This is a genomic window from Paraburkholderia sejongensis (assembly GCF_020880815.1).
Taxonomy (GTDB): Bacteria; Pseudomonadota; Gammaproteobacteria; order Burkholderiales; family Burkholderiaceae; genus Paraburkholderia; species Paraburkholderia sejongensis.
Genome location: NZ_JAJITD010000002.1, coordinates 280766 through 304264 on the forward strand (window position 1 = coordinate 280766; position 23499 = coordinate 304264).

General features: G+C 65.3%; 20 protein-coding genes. 11 read left to right on the forward strand and 9 right to left on the reverse strand.

What is annotated here, in order from left to right; all coding sequences use genetic code 11:
* Positions 1-93: 93 nt before the first annotated feature.
* Together LJ656_RS04820 and LJ656_RS04825 are read left to right on the forward strand one after the other, a co-directional pair.
* Positions 94-753 (forward strand): hypothetical protein, encoded by a 660-nt coding sequence (locus LJ656_RS04820; protein WP_230508130.1) that lies wholly within the window; start codon positions 94-96, stop codon positions 751-753.
* A 216-nt stretch (positions 754-969) separates the two neighbouring features.
* Positions 970-1788, forward strand: coding sequence for a mechanosensitive ion channel family protein (locus LJ656_RS04825; protein WP_230508131.1), 819 nt, complete (start codon positions 970-972; stop codon positions 1786-1788).
* Positions 1789-1985: 197 nt separating this feature from the next.
* Here the strand turns inward: LJ656_RS04825 and LJ656_RS04830 are convergent, their stop codons facing one another.
* A complete protein-coding gene (locus LJ656_RS04830; RefSeq protein WP_230508132.1) occupies positions 1986-2657 on the reverse strand; it encodes a VTT domain-containing protein in 672 nt (223 codons plus the stop codon).
* Positions 2658-2850: 193 nt separating this feature from the next.
* Between LJ656_RS04830 and mutL the strand changes: the two genes are divergently transcribed.
* Complete coding sequence (mutL, locus tag LJ656_RS04835; RefSeq protein ID WP_230508133.1) at positions 2851-5031, forward strand: DNA mismatch repair endonuclease MutL; 2181 nt, start codon at positions 2851-2853, stop codon at positions 5029-5031.
* A 45-nt stretch (positions 5032-5076) separates the two neighbouring features.
* Positions 5077-6021, forward strand: coding sequence for a tRNA (adenosine(37)-N6)-dimethylallyltransferase MiaA (miaA, locus tag LJ656_RS04840; protein WP_230508134.1), 945 nt, complete (start codon positions 5077-5079; stop codon positions 6019-6021).
* Positions 6022-6224: 203 nt separating this feature from the next.
* Here miaA and purM read toward each other — a convergent pair whose 3' ends face one another.
* The gene (gene purM, locus LJ656_RS04845) at positions 6225-7280 is read right to left on the reverse strand and encodes a phosphoribosylformylglycinamidine cyclo-ligase (RefSeq protein WP_230508135.1); all 1056 of its coding nucleotides are present in this window, start codon (positions 7278-7280) and stop codon (positions 6225-6227) included.
* 299 nt (positions 7281-7579) lie between these two features.
* Here purM and hda point away from each other — a divergent pair, with 299 nt between their 5' ends.
* Genes hda through panB form a run of 6 tightly spaced genes read left to right on the forward strand, consistent with a single transcriptional unit; the run spans position 7580 to position 12781 of the window.
* Positions 7580-8395, forward strand: a complete 816-nt coding sequence (gene hda, locus LJ656_RS04850; protein WP_230508136.1) for a DnaA regulatory inactivator Hda — start codon at positions 7580-7582, stop codon at positions 8393-8395.
* Complete coding sequence (locus LJ656_RS04855) at positions 8388-9074, forward strand: histidinol-phosphatase (protein WP_230508137.1); 687 nt, start codon at positions 8388-8390, stop codon at positions 9072-9074. The genes hda and LJ656_RS04855 overlap by 8 nt, the downstream gene beginning before the upstream one ends.
* On the forward strand, positions 9071-10660 hold the full coding sequence (pcnB, locus tag LJ656_RS04860) for a polynucleotide adenylyltransferase PcnB (RefSeq protein ID WP_230508138.1): 1590 nt from the start codon (positions 9071-9073) through the stop codon (positions 10658-10660). The genes LJ656_RS04855 and pcnB overlap by 4 nt, the downstream gene beginning before the upstream one ends.
* 49 nt (positions 10661-10709) lie before the next feature.
* Positions 10710-11252, forward strand: a complete 543-nt coding sequence (folK, locus tag LJ656_RS04865) for a 2-amino-4-hydroxy-6-hydroxymethyldihydropteridine diphosphokinase (protein WP_230508139.1) — start codon at positions 10710-10712, stop codon at positions 11250-11252.
* Positions 11249-11929, forward strand: coding sequence for a deoxynucleoside kinase (locus LJ656_RS04870; RefSeq protein ID WP_230508140.1), 681 nt, complete (start codon positions 11249-11251; stop codon positions 11927-11929). The genes folK and LJ656_RS04870 overlap by 4 nt, the downstream gene beginning before the upstream one ends.
* A gap of 36 nt (positions 11930-11965) precedes the next feature.
* Positions 11966-12781, forward strand: a complete 816-nt coding sequence (gene panB / locus LJ656_RS04875) for a 3-methyl-2-oxobutanoate hydroxymethyltransferase (protein ID WP_230508141.1) — start codon at positions 11966-11968, stop codon at positions 12779-12781.
* Between the two features lie 96 nt (positions 12782-12877).
* Here the strand turns inward: panB and pabB are convergent, their stop codons facing one another.
* The 7 genes from pabB to hrcA all read right to left on the reverse strand — a co-directional run bounded on the left by pabB (position 12878) and on the right by hrcA (position 22271).
* Positions 12878-14770, reverse strand: a complete 1893-nt coding sequence (gene pabB / locus LJ656_RS04880; RefSeq protein ID WP_230508142.1) for an aminodeoxychorismate synthase component I — start codon at positions 14768-14770, stop codon at positions 12878-12880.
* A gap of 24 nt (positions 14771-14794) precedes the next feature.
* Positions 14795-15934 (reverse strand): molecular chaperone DnaJ, encoded by a 1140-nt coding sequence (dnaJ, locus tag LJ656_RS04885; protein WP_230508143.1) that lies wholly within the window; start codon positions 15932-15934, stop codon positions 14795-14797.
* Positions 15935-16205: 271 nt separating this feature from the next.
* Positions 16206-18155, reverse strand: coding sequence for a molecular chaperone DnaK (dnaK, locus tag LJ656_RS04890; protein ID WP_230508144.1), 1950 nt, complete (start codon positions 18153-18155; stop codon positions 16206-16208).
* A 339-nt stretch (positions 18156-18494) separates the two neighbouring features.
* A complete protein-coding gene (gene grpE, locus LJ656_RS04895) occupies positions 18495-19076 on the reverse strand; it encodes a nucleotide exchange factor GrpE (RefSeq protein ID WP_230508145.1) in 582 nt (193 codons plus the stop codon).
* Positions 19077-19585: 509 nt separating this feature from the next.
* Positions 19586-19993 (reverse strand): RNA-binding S4 domain-containing protein, encoded by a 408-nt coding sequence (locus LJ656_RS04900; protein ID WP_230508146.1) that lies wholly within the window; start codon positions 19991-19993, stop codon positions 19586-19588.
* 8 nt (positions 19994-20001) lie between these two features.
* A complete protein-coding gene (gene hemH, locus LJ656_RS04905) occupies positions 20002-21072 on the reverse strand; it encodes a ferrochelatase (RefSeq protein WP_230508147.1) in 1071 nt (356 codons plus the stop codon).
* Between the two features lie 179 nt (positions 21073-21251).
* Complete coding sequence (hrcA, locus tag LJ656_RS04910) at positions 21252-22271, reverse strand: heat-inducible transcriptional repressor HrcA (RefSeq protein WP_329958813.1); 1020 nt, start codon at positions 22269-22271, stop codon at positions 21252-21254.
* A gap of 279 nt (positions 22272-22550) precedes the next feature.
* Here hrcA and LJ656_RS04915 point away from each other — a divergent pair, with 279 nt between their 5' ends.
* Positions 22551-23453, forward strand: coding sequence for an NAD kinase (locus LJ656_RS04915; RefSeq protein ID WP_230508149.1), 903 nt, complete (start codon positions 22551-22553; stop codon positions 23451-23453).
* Positions 23454-23499 lie beyond the last annotated feature (46 nt).

Here is a 23499-nt window from a genome sequence, read left to right on the forward strand (position 1 = left end):
GCCGTGAAAGCACAAGAGAGAACGAGACAACTACAAGGCGAGCGCAACCCGAATCGGAAACAGGCTGGGTGCCCCGCCGTACAAGGGGTACCCATGAAAGCTGCAAAGGTAATCTGGGTAGTGGGGGTGGCGTGCGCGATCGAGACCTCGCATGCGCAGGAAGTTTATCTGCAGGGCGGCACGCTAGGCATCGGCGTCGGCGCTGCGTACAACATCACGCCGTGGCTCGGCGTGCATGCGGACTTCAATGCGATCAAGCTGTCGCGCAACTTCAACGTGGGCGGCAATCGCTATGAAGACGATCTTTGGCTGCGTCAGGGCGGCCTCTACGGCGATCTGTTTCCGTGGTCCGGCAGCGGCTTTCGCGTAACGGCCGGCTTTCGCGTGACCGACAACGAGATCAGCGGCAACTCCGTTCCGACCAATGGCGTGTACATGTTCAATGGCAAGGCGACGCCGGCTTTTCCGGGTGAATACGCGACCGCGAGCGCCAAATATCCGACCGTGATGCCGTATCTGGGCATCGGCTACGGCCTGCATCCGCGCGCCAAAGGGTGGGGTCTGGTGGTCGACCTCGGCGTCGCCTACGGCATTCCGCGAGCTTCATACACGTTGTCGCCGGCACTTGCCCAGGCCGCGGGTCCGCAGATGAGTCAGCAGATCACCAACACCGGTTTGCAGCAGGTGCGCGACAAGGTGTCGCCTTACCGGTGGTATCCGACGCTGCAGATCGGCGTTTCATATCGGTTCTAAAGCGGACAGTCAATCCGGTTGGAGTCCTACGCTTTTTTCCATGCAACGCGGACCGCGAGGCGGCATGCGCACGCCCCCGATCAATGCCACGGCGACCAGGAACGGTCCTTGCGCAGCCGCGCGCCGTCGGCTATAACTCCCGAAGACCACGCGTTGCCGGTCATTGCACCACCGTCGTTCAATCCGTTGATGATCACCAATAACGAAGGAAACATCGTGGATATCGAAGCCGTACGTGCATTCATCATGACCCGGGGCGTCGACCTCGGCATCAAGATCATCGGCGCAATCGCCCTGTGGATCATCGGACGCTGGGTCATCGGGCTGATTTCGAGCCTGCTGCGCAAGGTGCTCGCGCGCAACGGCCGGGTCGATCCGACACTCGCCCATTACCTTGCATCGATCCTCGGCGCGTTGCTGAACCTGCTGCTGGTTCTCGCGATCCTGCAGGTCTTCGGTGTCCAGACCACTTCGTTCGCCGCGCTGCTCGCCGGTCTCGGCCTCGCGATCGGCACCGCGTGGGGCGGCCTGCTCGCTCACTTCGCGGCCGGCGTGTTCATGCAGGTGCTGCGGCCGTTCAAGGTCGGCGACTTCGTGACCGCCGCGGGCGTCACCGGCACGGTCACGGAACTGGGTCTGTTCGGTACCACGATCGTCACGCCGGACAACGTGACGACCATCGTCGGCAACAACAAGATCTTCTCCGATACGATCTCGAACTACAGCGTGCTGCCGTTCCGGCGGGTCGAGCTGACCGCGAAGATCGCGAACGGCGTCGATCCGACCGATGCCATCGCGCGTTTGAAAGCCGCGATCGCGAAGATTCCGAACGTGGCCGAAAACCCTGCGCCCGATATCGAAGTACTCAGCTTCACACCGGAAGGACCGTTGCTGTGCGTGCGTCCGTACTCGTCGAACGAGAACTATTGGCAGGTCTACTTCGACACCAACCGCGCGATCGTGCAGACCTTCAAGGACGCCGGCTACCCGACGCCGGAAACGCCGCTCGCGCCGCGCGCGGTCACGCGCGATTGACGGTTCGCTTGCACGCGCGCCGTGTTCGGGCGAAGACCGCGAGTCTCGCCAGCGGATAAACGGGCAGCCATAAACAGAAAAGGCGTCGCGAGATTCGCGACGCCTTTTCATTTTTTAAGCTGGCCGTGGCACCACAGCCCCACAGCCCCACAGTTCAACAGTTCAACACTTCTACAGCACGAGCACCGCGATCCTCCTCAACGGCTTCCCGCGTTCGCGCCGTTCTTGCGCAGCATCTTCCACAGCGCGCCGAGCACTACCGGCACGATCGCCGCGCCGATACCGACCAGCACGATCACATTCAGGTACTGACGGATGAACGGAATGTTGCCGAAGAAGTAACCGAGCAGCACCAGCAGCAGCACCCACAACAGCGCGCCGAGCACGTTGAACATCTGGAAGCGGCTCCACGTCATCGCCGACGCACCCGCGACGAACGGCGCGAAGGTCCGCACGACCGGAATGAAACGCGCGAGCACGATGGTTTTGCCGCCGTGCTTTTCGTAGAAGTTATGGGTCTTCTGCAACGCGGCGCGATCGAGAAAACGTTCGAGTACCGGAATGTGCGAATTGAACACGCGTGGCCCGATCGCGCGACCGATCATGTAGTTGGTCGTATTGCCCGCGATCGCCGCGACCAGCAGCAACAGGATCAGCAGACCGAGATGCATCTGCCCGGTCGCGCAAAACGCGCCGCCGATGAACAGCAGCGAATCGCCCGGCAGAAACGGCAAGACGACGAGCCCGGTTTCGGCGAACACGATCAGGAACAGCACCGCGTAGACCCAGGCGCCGTACACGTGAATGAAGTCACCGAGAAACTTGTCGATGTGCAGGACAAGGTTGGCGAAATGAAGCAGCGTATCCAAGGAATGTCCTTTTAAACCTGTAGGTGCGTGGAAAAATGGCCGGCGCGCCGCCTGTCCGGAAACAACGGCAGGCAACGGAAAGACCGCCGCAAATTGCCCGCGACATCATACAGAAAGTGCCTTAAGGCAATTTAAATTCTGCCGCGCCAAGCGTGCGGATAGGCACAATTCGGTGAATCGCTATAATTTCGCCATGTCCGAATTCTCCGAAACGCCTGCCGGCCCCGCCGCAGCGGCCGCGCTCCCAGACGCGTCGAATGTGGCTCCCACGGCGGCGCCTGTGGCGGCCCCCGCACCGCGCCCATTGCGCGCGATCCAGCCCCTTCCCGACCAGTTGATCAGCCAGATCGCCGCCGGCGAAGTGGTCGAGCGGCCGGCCTCGGTGGTCAAGGAACTGGTCGAAAACGCGCTCGACGCGGGCGCACAAACGCTGCGCGTCCTGCTCGACGAGGGCGGCGTCAAACGCATCTCGATCACCGACGACGGCTGCGGGATCCCCGAAAACGAACTCGTGCTCGCCCTCACGCGCCACGCGACCAGCAAGATCCGCTCGCTCGCCGAGCTCGAAGCGGTCGGCACGCTCGGGTTCCGCGGCGAGGCGCTGGCGTCGATTGCATCGGTCGCGGAAATGAGCATCACGAGCCGCACCGCCGACGCGCCGCACGCGGTGCGCATCGACGCGCAGACCGGCGTGCTGAGCCCCGCGGCCGGCACCCAGGGCACAACGATCGAAGTGCGCGAGCTGTACTTCAATACGCCCGCGCGGCGCAAATTCCTGAAGAGCGAACAGACCGAACTCGGCCACTGCCTCGAACAGATTCGCCGCGCCGCGCTGGCGCGCCCGGACGTCGCGATTTCGGTGCTGCACAACGGCAAGGCCGTCGAGCACTGGAACGCGAGCGAGCCGCCGGTGCGGGTCGCGAAGATTCTCGGCGACACGTTCGCGACCGCCCATCTGCCGCTCGACGAAGCGGCCGGCCCGCTCGCGGTGTACGGCTGCGCGGGGCTGCCGACCGCGAGCCGCGGCCGCGCGGATCAGCAGTACTTCTTCGTCAATGGCCGCTTCGTGCGCGACAAGCTGCTCACGCACGCGGTCCGCGCCGCTTACGAAGACGTGCTGCACGGCGAGCGCTATCCGTCGTACGTGCTGTTTCTCGATCTGCCGCCGGAAGGTGTCGACGTGAACGTGCATCCGTCGAAGATCGAAGTGCGTTTCCGCGATTCGCGTTCGATTCACCAGTTCGTGTTCCATGCGGTGCAACGCGCGCTCGCGCGGCACGCGGGCGCGTCGCCCGAGACCACCGCGGGCGGGCATGCCGCGCATCTGGCGCCGTCGGGCGGCGGGCCGGCTTCGTTCGGGGCGACGCCGTTGGGCGGTGCCGGGGCCGGCGCTGCGGGTGATGCGGGCGGTGCGCGCGGGTTCGGTTCGGGGTTCGGCGGCGCCGGCCTCGGCGGCTCGGGCGGTGGCTCGGGCTATGCGCCGTCGGGCGGCGGCTTCGGCTCGGCGGGCAACCGCGGCGGCTTCGGCGGCTCGCCAAGCGGTTCGCAGGCCGGCAACACCTGGATGCGCCAGGCGCGCATGACGCAAGGCACGCTGCCGGTCGCGCAACCGCTCGCCGGCTACGACGCGCTGTTCGGCCGCAAGGATCCGCTCGCGGGTCCGATGGAAGGCGCGTCGCTGTTCGAAGCACGCGACTCCGCTAGCGAAACGACCGCGCCGTACGATCCGATATCGCGCGGTTCAGCCCGGTTCGCCGCGGGCGCCGCGCCCTCGTTCGATGCCTCCGACGACCAGCCGCTCGGCTTCGCCCTCGGTCAGGTCCACGGCATCTACGTGCTCGCGCAGAATCGGCAAGGGCTCGTGATCGTCGACATGCACGCCGCGCACGAGCGCATCCTGTACGAACAGTTCAAGAACGCGCTGGCCGATCGCGCGATCGCCGTGCAGCCGCTGTTGATCCCGCAGACGATGCAGGCCGACCCGGTCGAGATCGGCACGGTCGAGGAAGAGCGCGCGACGCTCGATGCGCTCGGTTTCGACCTCGCGGTGCTGTCGCCGACCACGCTCGCGATCCGCGCGGTCCCCGCGCTGCTCAAAGATGCCGATCTGCCGGCGCTGGCGCGCGCGGTACTGTCCGACCTGCACGCGTTCGGCGGCTCGCGCGTGCTGACCGAGCGTCAGCACGAACTGCTCGGCACGCTCGCGTGCCATCACGCGGTACGCGCGAACCGGCGCCTGACGCTCGACGAAATGAACGCGCTGCTGCGCCAGATGGAAGCAACCGAACGCGCGGACCAATGCAACCACGGGCGGCCGACGTGGTATCAGCTGACGCTCGCCGATCTCGACCGGCTGTTCATGCGCGGCCAGTAACGCAGTGCGTTGGCTCACCCTGTCGCAACGCACGCCGATTTATCCATGACGTCACGCCCCACCCCGATCCCCTGCCTGCTCGGCCCGACCGCGTCCGGCAAGACCGCCGCCGCGCTCGCGCTGGCCGCGCGCCGGCCGGTCGAAATCATCAGCGTCGATTCGGCGCTGGTCTATCGCGAGATGGACATCGGCACCGCGAAGCCGAGCGCCGAAGAACGCGCGGTCGCGCCGCATCATCTGATCGATATCATCGATCCGGCCGATTCGTATTCGGCCGCGCAGTTTCGAGAGGACACGCTGCGGCTGACAGGCGAAATCGTCGCGCGCGGCCGGCTGCCGCTGCTGGTCGGCGGCACGATGCTGTACTACAAGGCGCTCACCCAAGGCCTGAACGATCTGCCCGGCGCCGACCCCGCGGTGCGCGCCGCGCTCGATGCCGACGCCGCCCGCGACGGCTGGCCGGCACTGCACGCGCGGCTCGCCGCAGTCGACCGCGTCACCGCGGCGCGGCTCGCGCCGAACGACTCGCAGCGCATCCAGCGCGCGCTCGAAATCTTCATGCTGACCGGCCAGCCGATGTCGACGCTGCTCGCCGCCCCCGCGCGCGTCGACGAAGCCGCGGCGGCATGGCGTTTCGTGCCGGTCGCGCTGGAGCCGTCCGAGCGCGGCGTGCTGCACGCGCGCATCGAACAGCGCTTCGATGCGATGCTCGCGCACGGTTTCATCGATGAAGTCGTCAAACTGCGCGAGCGCAGCGACCTGCAGCCGGAAATGGCATCGATGCGCTGTGTCGGTTACCGGCAGGTGTGGGAATACCTGGACGGTGCGGTCGACTATCGAACCATGCGCGACAAGGGCGTGTTCGCAACGCGCCAGCTCTGCAAGCGGCAACTGACATGGCTGCGCAGCATGCCGGAGCGCCTGGTGGTGGATTGCTGCGATCCGCACGCGACGGAGCGGGTGGTGGAACTGATCGAAACGCTGGTATGACGCGCTGCCGATCGGAACGGGAGTTGAAGCGGAGAGCGGAGAATGAAAAGCGAAACTGCTGAACTGACTGAAACCGCCGCAGCGGCAATCTGAAGAACCCGGAACCGGCCCTTCGAAGCAAACCAAAAAAACCTGTACTACAAGCTACGACCCAGCCCGCGCGGCGCACCGTTGCGGCACGCCACACGGACCTTCGTCAATCTTTAGGCTACGACCGTCTGCGCTTCACCCGCCGCGCTCGCGCGAATCGCGCCGATCTTCCAGACCTGCTCGCCAGCTGCCGACAGCAGACCGATCGCCGCTTCGGCGTCGGCCGCCGACACGACCACCGCCATGCCGATACCGCAGTTGAACACGCGGTGCATTTCCGCATCGGCGACGCCGCCGTGCTTCTGCAGCCACGAGAACAGCGGCGGCAGCGGCCACGCGCGCTGATCGAGTTCAGCGGTCAGACCTTCGCGCAGCACGCGCGGAATGTTCTCGACCAGACCGCCGCCGGTGATGTGGGCCATGCCCTTCACTTCGATCTGCTGCATCAGCGCGAGCAGGGGCTTCACGTAGATGCGGGTCGGCGCCATCAGCGCGTCGGCCAGCGAACGGCCGTCGAAGTCCGCGTTCAGATCCGGCTGCGCGCGCTCGATGATCTTGCGCACCAGCGAGAAACCGTTCGAATGGATGCCGCTCGACGCGAGACCGAGCACCACGTCGCCCGGGGCGATCTTGCTGCCGTCGATAATCTTGCTCTTTTCCACCGCGCCGACCGCGAAGCCCGCGAGGTCGTATTCGCCGTCCGGGTACATGCCAGGCATTTCCGCGGTTTCGCCGCCGATCAGCGCGCAGCCCGACAGTTCGCAACCTTGCGCGATGCCCTTGACGACGGTCGCCGCAGTGCCGACGTCGAGCTTGCCGCACGCGAAGTAGTCGAGGAAGAACAGCGGCTCGGCGCCTTGCACGAGGATGTCGTTGACGCTCATCGCGACCAGATCCTGGCCGACGGTGTCGTGCTTGTTCAGCTGGAACGCGAGGCGCAGCTTGGTGCCGACGCCGTCGGTGCCGGACACCAGCACCGGCTCCTTGTATTTCTTCGGCACTTCGAACAGCGCGCCGAATCCGCCGATGCCGCCCAGCACGCCGTCGCGCAGGGTTTTCTTGGCAAAGGGCTTGATCGCGTCGACGAGGGCGTCGCCCGCATCGATGTCCACGCCGGCGTCGCGATACGACAAACCTTGGGAGTCAGGGGCGGATTTCGGTTGATTCATGGGGAAGAGCGAGAAGGTCGGTAAAATGCGATTTTACCCGATGCCGACCGCCTGGCTGGAATTCGCGCGTTCCGACGACCTCCGAGAAACGACATTGCAACACCACACCACGATTCCGGCGTCGCCGGCCCACGCAAAACGCCGCGCCGCGAGCCGCGGCGCACGGCCTCGCAACCCGGCGAGCACGCTTTATAACAACTGATCGCCTATCGACGTTTCAGGCCTTGGGGAAGCGGCCCGCCACGATCCGTGCGGCTTGCCGGCTTCACCGATGGCCTCATTTACGGCATTAACCTACTGTGCTTCGTCAACTGACGCTCGATCTCGGCACCCCGCCGCCATCGACATTCGACAATTTCTACGCCGGCGCGAACGCCGAGCTGGTCACGCGCCTGCGTGAGCTCGACAACGCGCTCTCCGCCGGGCCGGTCGCCGATCGCACCTTCTACGTCTGGGGCGAAGCCGGCAGCGGCCGCACCCACCTGCTGCAGGCGCTGGTGCACGAAGCGCCGCCGGGCCACGCGCGCTTCGCGAGTCCGCAGAGCAGCCTCGCCGCGTTCAGCTTCGATCCGCGCGTCGCGCTCTATGCGATCGACGATTGCGACGGCCTGTCCGCCGCGCAGCAGATCGCGATGTTCAACCTGTTCAACGAAGTGCGCGCGCATCCCACCAGCGCCCTGGTGGCCGCCGGCAACGCGGCGCCGATCGGCATGACGGTGCGCGAGGACCTGCGCACGCGGCTCGGCTGGGGCCTCGTGTTCCACCTCGCGCCGCTGCCCGACGACGCGAAGGCCGCAGTACTGAAACGCGCGGCGCGCGAGCGCGGCATCATGCTCGCCGACGACGTGCCGGCCTACCTGCTCACGCATTTCCGTCGCGACATGCCGAGCCTGATGGCGCTGCTCGACGCGCTCGACCGCTTCTCGCTCGAACAGAAGCGCGCGGTCACGCTGCCGCTGCTGCGCACGATGCTCGCGTCGCCCGCACCCGCCGCACCCGTTGCACCCGCTACGGCAAGCGCGGCCCCAGGCACCGGTACGCCCGCCGAATCCGCCAGCGCGTCGGCTTCACACGCCGGCGATCCCGCTTCAAGTAAAATACGCCCCCATGGCTAACCTCGCACTCTTCGATCTCGATCACACGCTCATCCCTACCGACAGCGACCACGAATGGGGCCGCTTCATGGTGAAAAAAGGCATGGTCGACGCCGAAAATTTCGCTCGTGAAAACGACCGCTTCTTCGCCGACTACAAAGCCGGCAAGCTCGACATTCACGCCTACCTGGTCGCCATGCTCACGCCGCTCGCGAAGTACACCCGCGCGCAACTGGCGGACATCCACGCCGAGTACATGCACGAAGTGATCACGCCGGCGATCTTCCCGGTCGCGCTCGAACTCGTGAAGCAGCATCGCGAAGCCGGCGACCTGTGCTGCGTCGTCACCGCGACCAACGAATTCATCACGCGGCCGATCGCGCAGGCGTTCGGCGTCGATACGCTGATCGCGTGCGAGGTGGAGACGGTCGGCGGCGATCCGCTCGGCGCGTACACCGGCCGGCCGGCCGGCACGCCGAGCTACAAGGAAGGCAAGATCGTGCGCACCGAAATGTGGCTCGCGTCGCTCGGCAAGAGCTGGAGCGACTTCGAGCACAGCTATTTCTACAGCGACTCGCACAACGACATCCCGCTGCTCGAAAAAGTCACCGATCCCATCGCGACCAATCCGGACGACACGTTGCGTGCCCATGCGCAGGCCAAAGGCTGGCGCATCCTCGAACTCTTTCAACCCTCGTGATCAAGAAACTCATTCGCAAGCTATTCGGCCAGGACGCGGCGAGCGCCGACGGCGACCTCTCCGCCGCCACCGACGACTCCGACGCGGCCGGCAACTCGACCGCGCGCGGCAAGTCCGCCACCGCCACCCGTTCGCGCCGCAAGCCGGCCGGCGCCGCCGCGGGCGCGAAAGCGCCGCGCGAGCCGGATGTGCCGGTGATCATTCCACACGACGTGCACGGCATCGACCCGTCGCTGATCTCGCGCAACGCGATCCGCGTGACAGAGGGGCTGCAGCAGGCGGGCTTCCGCGCGTTCATCGTCGGCGGCGCGGTGCGCGATCTGCTGCTCGGCGTGAAGCCGAAAGACTTCGACGTCGCGACCGACGCCACCCCCGAGCAGGTGCAGAAGCTGTTCCGCCGCGCGCGCATCATCGGCCGGCGTTTCCAGATCGTGCACGTGCAGTTCGGCCAGGAAATCATCGAGACCTCGACATTCCGCGCGCTGGTCGATCCGCCCGCCGCGGATTCCGCGCCGCCGAAGCGTCTGAAGCGCGATGAGCTCGACCGGCGCACCCACGCCGTCGACGCAAGCGGCCGCGTGCTGCGCGACAACGTCTGGGGCGAGCAGCACGAAGACGCGACGCGACGCGACTTCACGATCAACGCGATGTACTACGATCCGGCCACGCAAACCGTGCTGGACTATCACAACGGCATGGCCGACATGCGCGCGCAGCTGCTGCGTATGATCGGCGACCCGGCCACGCGCTATCGCGAGGATCCGGTGCGGATGCTGCGCGTGGTGCGTTTCGCCGCCAAGCTCGGCTTCGAGATCGAGGCCAGCACGCGCGCGCCGATCGAGAAGATGGCCGACCTGATCAACAACGTGCCCGCCGCCCGTCTGTTCGACGAGATGCTGAAGCTGATGCTGTCGGGCCATGCGCTCGCGTGCCTGAAGCGGCTGCGTCAGGAAGGCCTGCATCACGGGCTGCTGCCGCTGCTCGACGTGGTGCTCGAGCAGCCTACCGGCGAGCGCTTCATCTCGCTCGCGCTGTCGCGCACCGACGCGCGCGTGCTCGGCGGCAAGCCGGTGTCGCCGGGCTTCCTGTTCGCCACCCTGCTGTGGCATGACGTGCAGCAGCGCTGGCAGAAATTCGAAGCCGAAGGCGAGTTCCCGGTACCCGCGCTGCATCGCGCGATGGACGAAGTGCTCGACATGCAAACCGAGAAGCTCGCGATCCACAAGCGCTTCTCGGCCGACATGCGCGAGATCTGGGGCCTGCAGTTGCGCCTCGAAAAGCGCTCGGGCCGCAGCGCGCTGAAGCTGCTGGAACACCAAAGATTTAGAGCGGGGTATGATTTCCTCCTGTTGCGCTGCGAATCGGGCGAACTCGACGAGTCGGTCGGCACGTGGTGGACGGAGTTCATCGAAGGAGACGCCGCCGCGCGCGAGACTTTGCTCACGCAAGGCGGGAAGGACCGGAGCCCCAGAAAACGACGGCGGCGCGGTGGCGCCAGAAACCGCAAATCAGGCGACGGAGTGGAGGGCGGCACGCCCGCGGAACGCACGGACAACGACGCGAGCGAAGGCTCGCACGAAGACTGACGCGGCGTTCGCGGCGAGCCGTCGAACGATAGTTGCAGGAAGTTATGCCATGACGGTTGCTTATCTTGGCCTCGGCGCGAATCTCGGGGACGCGCGCCAGACCCTGAAAGACGCGGTGGTGTGCCTCGCCCAACAGCACACCATCACCGTGCTCGCCAAATCGAGCCTGTATCGCACCGCCCCGATCGACGCGGGCGGTGACGACTATTTCAACTGCGTCGTGAAGCTCGAAACGACGCTCCCCGTGCGGCATCTGCTGGCGCTGTGCCACAAGATCGAGCATCAGTTCGGCCGCGAGCGGCCGTTCCGCAATGCGCCGCGCACGCTCGACCTCGACATTCTGCTGTACGGCGATCAGTCGATCGACGAAGCCGATCTGATCGTTCCGCATCCGCGTCTGATCGAGCGCGCGTTCGCGCTGGTGCCGCTCGTCGAGATCGACGCGGCGATCGTGATTCCGCAACATGGCCGCGCGGCCGCGTTGCTCGACAGCGTCGGCGATCAACGGATCGAGAAAGTGAAGTCGCCATGCCAATGCCCGGTGCTCAATGCGCTGACCGGCGGCGGCGCCGACAAGGGCCGCTGCGAATGAGTTCGCCGCCGCTCACGGTCACCGCGCCGCAACTGCGTCCGCCGTTCGGCTATATCGCAATCGAAGGGCCGATCGGCGTCGGCAAGACTTCGCTTGCGCGCCGCCTCGCGCAGCGCTGGTCGATGCAGGAACTGTTCGAACGGCCGCAGGACAATCCGTTTCTCGAACGCTTCTATCGCGACACCGCGCGCTACGCGTTGCCGGTGCAACTGCACTTCGCGTTGCAACGCGCGCAGCAGGCGCAGGAAGTGCTCGCCGCGCAGACCGGCGGCACGCCGCTGATCGCCGACTTCCTGACGCAGCGAAACGACATCTTCGCGCGGCTGACCTTGCCGGAAGACGAGTTCCAGCTGTATCGAGCGCTCGCCGCGAGCTTTACCGTCAGCGCGCCGGCGCCGGACTTCGTGGTCTATCTGCAGGCCAGTCCCGAGGTGCTGTTCGCGCGCATCCAGAAACGCGCGGTGCCGATGGAGCTGCAGATTTCCGACGCGTACCTGCGCGCGCTATGCGACGCGTACAACGACTTCTTCTATCACTACGACCGCACGCCCGTGCTGACGGTCAACGCCGAACACCTGAATCCGCTCGACTCCGACGCGGACCTTGCGCTGCTCGCCGAACGCATCGAGACGATGCGCGGACGCAAGGAATTCTTTGTCAAAGGCACGTCGCTGTAAGCGGCGCGGCCCTTTCTTTTTTCCATTGGATTGACCATGACCTATTTGCAGGAAGCGAGCCGGAGCGCGATCACCGTGCCGAAACTGCAGGCGATGCGCGACGCCGGCGAAAAGATCGCGATGCTCACCTGCTACGACGCGAGCTTCGCCGCGCTGCTCGATCGCGCGGGCGTCGATGCGCTGCTGATCGGCGATTCGCTCGGCAACGTGCTGCAAGGCCAGAGCACGACGCTGCCGGTGTCGCTCGCGGATATCGCGTATCACACCGCAAGTGTTGCGCGCGCGCGGCCGTCGGCGCTGATCGTCGCGGATCTGCCGTTCGGCACCTACGGCACGCCGGAAGACGCGTATCGCAGCTCGGTCGAACTGATGCGCGCGGGCGCGCAGATGATCAAGCTCGAAGGCGGCGAGTGGCTCGCGGACACGGTGCGCTTTCTGGTCGAGCGCGCGATTCCGGTGTGCGCGCACGTCGGGCTCACGCCGCAGTCGGTGCATGCGTTCGGCGGCTTCAAGGTGCAGGGCAAGACCGAAGCGGGCGCGAGCCAGTTGCTGCGCGATTCGCTCGCGATGGAAGCGGCCGGCGCGCAACTGATCGTGATGGAAGCGATTCCGAGCCAGCTCGCGAGCGAAGTCACGAAGCAGTTGCGGATTCCGACGATCGGCATCGGCGCGGGCCTCGACTGCTCGGGTCAGGTGCTGGTGCTGCACGACATGCTGGGGATTTTCCCCGGCAAGCGGCCGCGCTTCGTAAAGGATTTCATGCAGGGACAGCCGAATATTCAGGCGGCCGTCGAGGCGTATGTGCGCGCCGTGAAGGACGGCTCGTTCCCGGGGGCTGAGCACACGTTCTGATTCTGCGTTGCTAAACGCGGCGTTCTGAAGGCGGCGTTCCGGAGCCTGCGGTGCGGGCCTGGAACGCCGCTTTTTTATTTGCTGCCGCGCGCCGCTTTAGCGAACGATTCGCGCCGGCACCGCGCCGCGCAACGCATTGCAGACCAGCAGCGCTTCGGCGTTCAGCACGTCCGCCCGCGTCAACACTTTCTCGGCCGCGTTCACCCCGGCCACGCCCTCTTCCAGCAACACGCCGCGCATCACGCCGGGCAACACGCCCGACGCAAGCGGCGGCGTCCACCAGCGCCCCGCCAGCTTCACGAACACGTTCGAGCGGCCGCCTTCGGTCAGCTCACCGCGCTCGTTGAAGAACAGCGTATCGAACCCGCCCTTCGCTTCGGCTTCGCGCCAGCCGCGGTCATATTCCGCGCGGCGGGTGGTTTTATGGTGCAGCAGCGGATCGGCGGCCTGGGTGGGCGCGAACTGAAGCTCCGAGCCAAGCAGAATGCCAACGCTCGTCGAATCTGCCAACGGCGCGAGTACCGCCGCGGTGATCTGCGTCGCGCCGTTCTTGCTCAGCGCGAGCCGCACGCGATGCGGCGTTTGTGCCGGCAGCCTGTCGCACTGCGCTGCAATCTGCTCGCGGACCTGCGGTTCGTCGAACGCGAAACCAAGCGCCGCGGCACTCGACGCCAACCGCCGCAGATGCCGCTCCTGATACCGCACGCCGTCTTCCCATGTTGCGTACATCGTCTCGAACAGGTCGAAGCCCGGCTCCGCGCCGGTCAAAAAGCTCGCTTTCAATCGACACTCCGCGAATTCGTCGGCGGCCACGCTGTCGAGCACGATGCCCGCGCCGACGCCCATGCTGCCGCGCAGGCCGACCGCGCCACCGGGTTGAGAGGACGCAGACAGCGTCAAGGTGCGAATCGCGACCGACAGACAGAAGTCGCCGCAATCATCGGCCGCGCGCGCATCGAGCCAGCCGATCGCGCCGGTATAAAGTCCGCGCGGCGTGCTTTCGAGCTCGTCGATCAACTGCATCGTCCGATGCTTAGGCGCACCGGTAATCGAGCCGCATGGAAACAGCGCGCGCAGGATCCTCGCGAACGACGTGCGCTCGAGCAAGGTCGCCTCGACCGTCGACGTCATCTGCCAGACCGACGCATACGGCTCGACGGAAAACAGCGCCGGCACCTTGACCGAGCCGATCTGCGCGACGCGCGACAGGTCGTTGCGCAGCAGATCGACGATCATCACGTTTTCGGCGCGGTTCTTCGGATCGTTGGCGAGGAAGTCCGCGTTGCGCTGGTCCGCGACCGGATCCGGCGAGCGCGGCGCGGTGCCCTTCATCGGCCGCGCGCGCAACGTCGCGCCATGCTTCTCGACGAACAGCTCCGGCGAGCACGACAACACCCAGCCGTCGTCCGGCAACGCGATCAGCGCGCCGAACGGCACCGGCTGCCGCGCGCGCAAACGCCGGTAGAACGCGAGCGGCTCGCCGAATACGTCGAAGCCGAGCCGGTACGTGTAGTTGACCTGATAGGAGTCGCCCACGCGCAGCGCCGCGTGGATCGCGTCGATCGCGGCGTCGAACTGCGCCCGATCGACGCTCGCGCGCACGTTGGCCGTGCCCGCTACCGACGGCTCGGCCGCGCCGTTATCGCGCGCGCTCAGCCATGCATCGACCTCGTCCCGAGAGAGCTTCTCGCAACGCTCGAACAATAAAAAACGCAGCGTGGCATCGCCACGCTGCGTTCCGGAAAACCGATGCACATGGACGTCGAGACCGACGAGCTGATGGCCAAATTCATAGTCGGCGAGCACGACCGCGTGCAAACCGTTGCGGGTATCCGCGGCGACGCTGTCGCATACGGCTTCGAGCTGCGCGGCGTCGGTACAGACCCGCTCGCGCACGAAACCGGTGTACAGGCGGCTCGAGCGCCGCGCCGCCGTCGCACCGCAATCGTCGAGCAGCGCGAACACCGCGCCGCGCCTGTCCACCGTCATGCTAACCGCCTGCTCGGATTCAGATCAGTCGAAGAAGCTCTTCACGCGATCGAACCAGCTCTTGCTTTGCGGGCTATGCCGTGCCCCGCCTTCCACCAGCGCTTTTTCGAACTGCTTGAGCAGATCGCGCTGCGTGTCGGTGAGCTTGACCGGCGTCTCGACCTGCACGTGAACGTACAGATCGCCGGCGATGCTCGAACGCAGCCCCTTGATCCCCTTGCCGCGCAGACGGAACGTCTTGCCCGACTGGGTGCCTTCCGGCACCGTGAAGCTCGCGCGGCCCGCGAGCGTCGGAACTTCGATCTCGCCGCCGAGCGCCGCGGTGGTGAACGGAATCGGCATCTGGCAATGCAGATCGTCGCCGTCACGCTCGAACACCGAGTGCTGCTTGATGTGAATCTCGACGTACAGATCGCCCGACGGACCGCCGTTGATGCCCGGCTCGCCGTTGCCGGCCGAGCGGATCCGCATGCCGTCGTCGATACCGGCCGGAATCTTCACTTCGAGCGTCTTGGTTTCCTTCACCTTGCCCGCGCCGTGGCAGTTGTTGCACGGCTCGGGAATGTAACTACCGGTGCCGTGGCACTTCGGGCAGGTTTGCTGGATGCTGAAGAAGCCCTGCGACATGCGTACCGAACCCGAGCCGCTACAGGTCGGGCAGGTTTCCGGCTTGGTGCCGGGCTTGGCGCCCGAGCCATGACAGACTTCGCACGAGCTCCAGCTCGGCACGCGAATCTGCGTGTCGTAGCCATGCGCGGCCTGCTCCAGCGTGATCTCCATGCTGTAGCGCAGATCGGCGCCGCGATACACCTGCGGGCCGGCCCGGCCGCCCCCGCGCGCACCGCCGCCGGCCGCCTGGCCGAAGATGTCGCCGAAGATATCGCCGAACGCATCGGCGAAGCCGCCGAAACCTTGCGCGCCGGCCCCACCCATATTCGGATCGACGCCCGCGTGACCGTACTGATCGTAAGCGGCGCGCTTTTGCGAATCCGACAGCATTTCATAGGCTTCCTTCACCTCCTTGAAATGCTCTTCCGCATCCTTGTTGCCCGGATTGCGGTCGGGGTGGTGCTTCATCGCGAGCTTGCGATAAGCCTTCTTGATTTCGTCGTCGCTCGCGTTCTTTGCGACGCCCAGAACCTCGTAGTAATCCCGTTTCGCCATATCGGTTCAACGCCGCCGCGCAATATCACGCGGTAGCTCCTCTTGAATGCTGTGGAGTCTTGCGACTCGTCCGGCCGCTGTTTTCGCCCCGCTTCGCGTTTGGTCGCGGTGCAAAACAACGCCCTCCATAAAACAAATGTGCCCGGAGAGCCCCGAAAGGCTCGCCAGGCGCGATAACCGCTCTTGCACGCGGCGCCCGCAGGCGCCGTTTCGTGCAGCCGGGCCGCGCACATCGCTGTGCGCGGCTTTACGGTCGAATGACGACCTGGCTTTAGTCCTTCTTTACTTCCTTGAACTCAGCGTCGACCACGTCGTCGGCCTGCTGGCTCGCGCCCGCCGATGCACCGGCACCCGCCGCCGCGCCAGCTGCCGCTTCGGCACCTTGCGCAGCCTGCATGTCGGCGTACATCTTCTCGCCCATCTTCTGCGAGGCGGTCGCCACGGCTTCGATCTTCGCTTCGATCGCGGCCTTGTCGCTCGACGTGCTCTTCAGCGTGTCTTCGAGTTCCTTCAGCGCGGCTTCGATCTTGTCCTTCTCGCCGGCTTCGAGCTTGTCGCCGTACTCGGTCAGCGCCTTCTTGGTGCTGTGCACGAGTGCATCACCCTGGTTGCGGGCGTCGGCCAGCTCACGCAGCTTGTGATCTTCTTCCGCGTTCGCTTCGGCGTCCTTCACCATCTTCTCGATTTCGGCTTCGGACAGACCCGAGTTCGCCTTGATCGTGATGCGGTTTTCCTTGCCGGTCGCCTTGTCCTTCGCGCCGACGTGCAGAATGCCGTTCGCGTCGATGTCGAAGCTCACTTCGATCTGCGGCACGCCGCGCGGTGCCGGCGGAATGCCTTCGAGGTTGAACTCGCCGAGCAGCTTGTTGCCCGCTGCCATTTCGCGTTCGCCCTGGAACACCTTGATCGTCACGGCGCTCTGATTGTCGTCAGCCGTCGAGTAGACCTGTGCGTGCTTGGTCGGGATCGTGGTGTTCTTGTTGATCATCTTCGTCATCACGCCGCCGAGCGTCTCGATGCCGAGCGACAGCGGAGTCACGTCGAGCAGCAGCACGTCCTTGCGGTCGCCCGACAGAACCTGACCTTGAATCGCGGCACCGACGGCCACGGCTTCGTCCGGGTTCACGTCACGGCGCGGATCCTTGCCGAAGAATTCCTTGACCTTTTCCTGCACCTTCGGCATCCGGGTCATACCGCCGACCAGGATCACGTCGTCGACTTCGCCGACCTTCACGCCCGCATCCTTGATCGCAACGCGGCACGGCTCGATCGTGCGTTCGATCAGGTCTTCGACCAGCGCTTCCAGCTTGGCGCGCGTGATCTTCAGGTTCAAGTGCTTCGGACCCGATGCGTCGGCCGTGATGTACGGCAGGTTGATTTCGGTCTGCTGGCTCGACGACAGTTCGATCTTCGCCTTTTCAGCCGATTCCTTCAGGCGCTGCAGCGCGAGCACGTCCTTCGACAGATCGACGCCCTGCTCTTTCTTGAACTCGCCGATGATGTAGTCGATGATGCGCTGGTCGAAGTCTTCGCCGCCGAGGAACGTATCGCCGTTGGTGGACAGCACTTCGAACTGCATTTCGCCGTCGACGTCGGCGATTTCGATGATCGACACGTCGAACGTACCGCCGCCGAGGTCATACACGGCGATCTTGCGGTCGCCCTTTTCGGCCTTGTCCAGACCGAACGCGAGCGCTGCCGCGGTCGGTTCGTTGATGATCCGCTTGACTTCCAGACCGGCGATGCGGCCCGCGTCCTTGGTAGCCTGACGCTGACTGTCGTTGAAGTACGCCGGCACCGTAATCACGGCTTCCGTGACGGTCTCGCCGAGGTAGTCCTCAGCGGTCTTCTTCATCTTGCGCAGCACTTCCGCCGAGATCTGGGGAGGCGCGAGTTTCTGATCGCGCACGTCGACCCATGCGTCGCCGTTGTCAGCCTTGATGATCTTGTAGGGCATCAGGCCGATGTCCTTCTGCACTTCCTTCTCTTCGAAGCGGCGGCCGATCAGGCGCTTGACCGCGAACAGCGTGTTGCGCGGGTTCGTGACCGACTGACGCTTAGCCGGGGCGCCAACGAGAATCTCGTTGTCTTCCATGTAAGCGATGATCGACGGCGTGGTACGCGCGCCTTCCGAGTTCTCGATCACCTTGACCGAGTTGCCTTCCATGACGGCCACGCACGAGTTCGTCGTGCCGAGGTCGATGCCGATGATTTTGCCCATTTTTACGAATCTCCTGACTTTGATCGCTGCGGAAAACGCCCGGTTGGCCCATCTGGCAGCGGGGCGTTCCGCTCTCAATTCATACCTGCACTCAAAATAAGTGCGGCCACATCGTTTTCAAGACCTCTTTTGCGATGCGGTCTTTAAATTTTTTCAATCCTGGGACGGGCCGTTAGCGTCCGTTCCATCGGACTGCGCGGCGCTGCCCTTCGTATCGCCGGAAGTGACCGGATCAGCCAGAGTTTTGCCGCACAACGAAGGCGCGCGCGGCGCACCGAGTGAGCGCGGCCACGCGCGATACCGTAATGAAAACGAAAGCCGACGAACGTCCCGCGGCGCTTACTTCGGCGCAGCGACGGTCACGAGCGCCGGACGCAGCACCCGGTCCGCGATCACGAAGCCCTTTTGCAGCACGGCGACGACCGTGTTCGGCTCCTGCTCGGCCGGCACCATCGAAATCGCCTGGTGGCGATGCGGGTCGAACTTTTCGCCGACGGGATTGAGCGCGACGACACGGCCCTTTTCGAGCGCGCCGTTCAGCTGGCGCAGCGTGAGTTCGACGCCTTCGCGGACCTTCTGCAGGTCGTCGGACGAATGGGCAACCGCCGCTTCGAGACTGTCGACCACCGGCAGCAGATGCTCGGCGAAACTTTCGATCGCAAACTTGTGCGCCTTGGCGACGTCTTCCTGCGCGCGGCGGCGCACGTTTTCAGTTTCGGCCTTTGCACGCAGGAAGCTTTCCTGCAACTCGGCGATCTTCGCCTGAGCTTCGGCCAGCGCCTGCTCGGCGCTCGCCTCGGCCGGTTCCGCGTTGCCGGCGGACGCGTCCTGCTGGGCAGCAGCGGCCTCGGCGGCCTGGCGCGCGGCTTCGTCGGCGGGCGTGGGATTCTGGCTCGTCGGGTTCTCTTGCGTGTTTTCCATGTCGCTGAAAGTCGTTAAAGGGTGAAAGCCAACGGTCGCGCAACTCGATGACACGCGCGCGATTCGTGCGTTACAGAATCGCGACGCGCCGGGTCACCGCGCAACCGCATATCAGGGCCGCAGATGGGGCCGGGAAGAACCGTTTCAAGCGGCTCAGGGGTTCTTTTCGCACCACCGGCGTGCAGGCGAAACGCGCCGTAACACTGATTGACGTAGTGCGATCAGATAGACATTGAGTGCCGGCTGCAAGTGGCCTATTCTCCATTCATGCAGCGGAAAAGCCACGTTAACCCTAATCTGACGTACACCTTTCCGATACCTGTCAGTTGTACCGATTCAGCCCGTTTCAGCCATCAATCGTCCCAAGGGGAGTACCGTGAAACTGACCTTTGCAATCGGGGTGGTCGCCCTGGTACTCATTGGGGGCACCACGACCATCTGCATGTCCGGCGCGGTCAACGACCGCACGACCGAATACGGTAGCGCTCGCGCCACCATGGAACAGTTTTTCAATCCCCACCTGAAAATCTGTCGATAGTGCGCCGGTCGCGTTTGGTCGGTCGCCCGTGCAAGCCGGCAGCCGGCTCGTGATAGGTCTTGCGGCGCTCCTGCTCGGCCTGCCGCTTCACCTTGCTCTGCTCGGTCTCGGCATAGAGCGTTTGCGCAACGCTCGCCGGCCCGCGCACGTCGCACACGCCGAGCACTTCCACCTGCCACACGTAGCGCTCGATCTCGACCTCGACCAGATCGCCGACCCGCACGTCTTTCGCGGGCTTCACGGTCGCGCCGCCGATCCGCACCCGCCCCTTCTCGACAGCATCCGCGGCAAGCGAGCGGGTCTTGAAGAAACGCGCGGCCCACAGCCATTTATCGATGCGCAGCTTCGCGCCCGGTTCGGTTGAAATGCGGTAGTTCATCTGCGTATTCAGGCTCCTGCGGTATGCGGCACCGGCACCGCCTGCGCGGGCCAGCCCTGCAGATGCTGAGCAACGATCTCGCCCAGCGCGGCGATCCATGCCTGCGACGCATTCAGGCAAGCAATCCGGTGAAACTCCTTGCCGCCCGCATGCAGAAACTCGTCGCGCACTTCCATGCCGATTTCCTCGATCGTTTCGAGGCAGTCGGCGGTGAAGCCGGGGCAGAACACGTCGGCCCGCCGCACGCCGGCCGCGCCGAGTTCTTTCAACGTCGGCGCGGTGTACGGCTGCAGCCATTCGGCCTTGCCGAAGCGCGACTGGAACGTGATGCGGCACTCGACCGGCGTCAGTCCGAGCGCCTGCATCAACAGCGCGCCGGTAAGCTGACATTGCTCGTGGTAGGGATCGCCGAGGTCGAGCGTGCGCTTGGGCACGCCGTGAAAACTGAGCACCAGTTTGTCGCCGGCCGCGAAGTCGGGTTGGCCATGCTGGTGCCAGTAGTGACGGACCTGCGCGGCCAGCGCCGCGATGTACGCCGGGTGGTCCGCGTACTGGCGCACCGTGCGGATTTCCGGCTGGTTGCGCATGCGCCTGAGCGCGGCGAACGCTTCGTCGAACGCGGTCGCGGTGGTCGATGCCGAATATTGCGGATACATCGGCACCAGCAGCACGCGCTCGGCGCCCGCGAGCTTCAGCTGGCTCAGCATCGCCGGAATGCCGGGTGTGCCGTAGCGCATCGCGTAGTCGACCAGCACCGTGTAGTCGTTAAGTTGCAGCAGATGGCGCAAGCCCTCTGTCTGCTTTTCCGTATGCACACGCAGCGGCGAACCCTCGGGCATCCAGACCGCCGCGTACTTCTTCGCGGAACTGCGGCCGCGAAACGGCAGGATCAGCAGACGCAGAATCAGTTGCCACAGCGGCGCTGGAATTTCGACCACGCGCGGATCGGACAGAAACTGCGCGAGATAGCGCCGCACCGCGCGCGGCGTCGGCGCGTCGGGCGTGCCGAGATTGATCAGCAACACGGCGACGCGATGCGACGCAGCGTTCTGGGAAGGCCGCTCGAGATCGAAGCGCATAGGCAGCAAGGTTCGCCGCTGGATGCGGCAAGTCGATTCAATGGAGATTCATTATAGCGGCGCGAGTCGTGCCCGACGCCGCCACCGGGCCCTGGCCGTTCGGCCGATTGGCAGCCCGCGCGCGCTCACGCATGATGACTGGCATGGGCAGCGCGGACCGAGGATGGAAGATGACTGGACTATTGCTGGCTGAGCGTCATGGACAGCAGCCGCGCGGTGATATCGACGATCGGAATCACGCGGTTGTAGGCCATCCGGGTCGGCCCGATCACGCCGAGCGTGCCGACGATCTGGCCGTTCACCTCGTACGGCGCGGTGACCACGCTCATTTCCTCGATCGGCACGAGGTTCGATTCGCCGCCGATGAAGATCTGCACGCCCGCCGCGTGGCTCGACACGTCGAGCAACTGCAGCAGGCTGGTCTTCTGGTCGAACACGTCGAACAGCTTGCGCAGGCGCGCCATGTCCGACGACAGATCGGCGACTTCGAGCAGGTTGCGCTCGCCGGAGATCAGCACGGTCTCGCCGGTATCGGACTCGTCGGTGCTGGCGGTGACCGCCGCGTGCATCAGCGAGGTCATATCGCCGCGCAGTTCGTCGATTTCCTCGCGCAGGCGGCGGCGCACTTCGTCGAACGACAGGCCCGCGAAATGCGCATTGATGTAATTGGACGCTTCGACCAGTTGCGACGGCGAGAAGTCGCGCTGGGTCGCGAGGATGCGGTTCTGCACGTCGCCCTCGGGCGTCACGATGATCAGCAGGATGCGCTTGTCGGACAGGCGCATGAACTCGATCTGCTTGAACACGTGGCTGCGGCGCGGCGTCAGCACCACGCCGGCGAACTGCGACAGGTTGGACAGCACGCTCGCCGCGGCCGCGACGATTTTCTGCGGCTCGCCCGCCTGCAAGGTAGTCTTGACCGCGCGCATCACTGCTTCTTCGTCGGCGGCGGACTCGACCGTCAGCATCGTGTCTACGAACAGCCGGTAGCCGCGCGGCGTCGGAATGCGCCCGGCAGAGGTATGCGGACTGATCACGAGGCCCAGATCCTCGAGGTCGGACATCACGTTGCGAATCGTGGCCGGGCTCAGTTCGAGGCCCGAAAAACGTGACAGCGTGCGCGAGCCGACCGGCTGACCTTCGGCGATGTAGCGCTCGATCAGCGTTTTGAGGAGGGTTTGTGCGCGAGGATCTAGCATGACGAAAAATTTTAGCTCAAGGTCGCGGCTGCCGCGAGCGCTTGCAGCGCTCATCCCCGACCGCTGCGCGGCGCCTGGCCGGTGCGTGGCGGGCCGGCGCGGCGGCGACCCGGTCCACCCCCGGCCCTTTGCCAGGCCGCGCGTCGAGCCGCACGCATGTCATCAGGTGTTCACCATTCTAACGATAATCACGGCATGCGCAGATGCCCCGCGCGTACCGGCCCACTACCGGGTTGGTCTGCGGTTCTTTTCAGGCCCTACCTATGGTGTAATGCCGGCATGCAAGTGACCAGCCAGTTCAAGACCGTCGCGCTCGTCGGACGCGCCAATACGCCAGGGATCGGCGAGCCGCTGACCGCGCTCGCCACGTGCATCGCGAAGCTCGGCCTCGAAGTCGTGTTCGAAGCGGACACCGCCGCCGAGATCGGCGCGACCGACTATCCTGCGCTGCGCCCGGCCGAGATCGGCGCGCGCGCCGACGTCGCGGTCGTGCTCGGCGGCGACGGCACGATGCTCGGCATCGGCCGCCAACTGGCGCCGTACCGCACGCCGCTGATCGGCATCAACCACGGACGGCTCGGCTTCATCACGGACATCCCGATCTCCGACATGCGCGAGATCGTGCCGCAAATGCTGTCCGGCAATTTCGAACGCGAAGAGCGCATGCTGCTCGAAGCGCGCATCATGCGCGGCGGCTCGCCGATCTATCACGCGCTCGCTTTCAACGACGTGGTGGTCAACCGCAGCGGCTTCTCGGGCATGGCGGAGCTGCGCGTATCGGTGGACGGGCGCTTCATGTACAACCAGCGTTCCGACGGCCTGATCGTCGCGACGCCGACCGGCTCGACCGCGTACGCGCTGTCGTCGCAGGGGCCGATCCTGCATCCGCAATTGCAGGGCATCGTGCTCGTGCCGATCGCGCCACACGCGCTGTCCAACCGGCCGATCGTGCTGCCGGACGAGTCCAAGGTCAGCATCCAGATCGTGTCCGGGCGCGAAGTGAACGTGAATTTCGACATGCAGTCGTTCACCTCGCTGGAGCTCGGCGACACGATCGAGGTGCGCCGCTCGCGTCACACGGTGCAGATGCTGCATCCGGTCGGCTACAGCTATTACGCGACGCTGCGCAAGAAGCTGCACTGGCACGAGTACCCGTCGCACGAAGAAGACCCGCGGCCGTAAGCGGCGTCACCGCTGGCGCGGCGCCGCGGCCGCCTCCCGAATTCCC

Coding starts and splice junctions, on each gene's coding strand:
- LJ656_RS04820 (WP_230508130.1), top strand. CDS start 94: ATGAAAGCTGCAAAGGTAATCTGGGTAGTGGGGGTGGCGTGCGCGATC.
- mutL (WP_230508133.1), top strand. CDS start 2,851: ATGTCCGAATTCTCCGAAACGCCTGCCGGCCCCGCCGCAGCGGCCGCG.
- miaA (WP_230508134.1), top strand. CDS start 5,077: ATGACGTCACGCCCCACCCCGATCCCCTGCCTGCTCGGCCCGACCGCG.
- purM (WP_230508135.1), bottom strand. CDS start 7,280: ATGAATCAACCGAAATCCGCCCCTGACTCCCAAGGTTTGTCGTATCGC.
- LJ656_RS04855 (WP_230508137.1), top strand. CDS start 8,388: ATGGCTAACCTCGCACTCTTCGATCTCGATCACACGCTCATCCCTACC.
- folK (WP_230508139.1), top strand. CDS start 10,710: ATGACGGTTGCTTATCTTGGCCTCGGCGCGAATCTCGGGGACGCGCGC.
- LJ656_RS04870 (WP_230508140.1), top strand. CDS start 11,249: ATGAGTTCGCCGCCGCTCACGGTCACCGCGCCGCAACTGCGTCCGCCG.
- panB (WP_230508141.1), top strand. CDS start 11,966: ATGACCTATTTGCAGGAAGCGAGCCGGAGCGCGATCACCGTGCCGAAA.
- pabB (WP_230508142.1), bottom strand. CDS start 14,770: ATGACGGTGGACAGGCGCGGCGCGGTGTTCGCGCTGCTCGACGATTGC.
- dnaJ (WP_230508143.1), bottom strand. CDS start 15,934: ATGGCGAAACGGGATTACTACGAGGTTCTGGGCGTCGCAAAGAACGCG.
- dnaK (WP_230508144.1), bottom strand. CDS start 18,155: ATGGGCAAAATCATCGGCATCGACCTCGGCACGACGAACTCGTGCGTG.
- grpE (WP_230508145.1), bottom strand. CDS start 19,076: ATGGAAAACACGCAAGAGAACCCGACGAGCCAGAATCCCACGCCCGCC.
- LJ656_RS04900 (WP_230508146.1), bottom strand. CDS start 19,993: ATGAACTACCGCATTTCAACCGAACCGGGCGCGAAGCTGCGCATCGAT.
- hemH (WP_230508147.1), bottom strand. CDS start 21,072: ATGCGCTTCGATCTCGAGCGGCCTTCCCAGAACGCTGCGTCGCATCGC.
- hrcA (WP_329958813.1), bottom strand. CDS start 22,271: ATGCTAGATCCTCGCGCACAAACCCTCCTCAAAACGCTGATCGAGCGC.
- LJ656_RS04915 (WP_230508149.1), top strand. CDS start 22,551: ATGCAAGTGACCAGCCAGTTCAAGACCGTCGCGCTCGTCGGACGCGCC.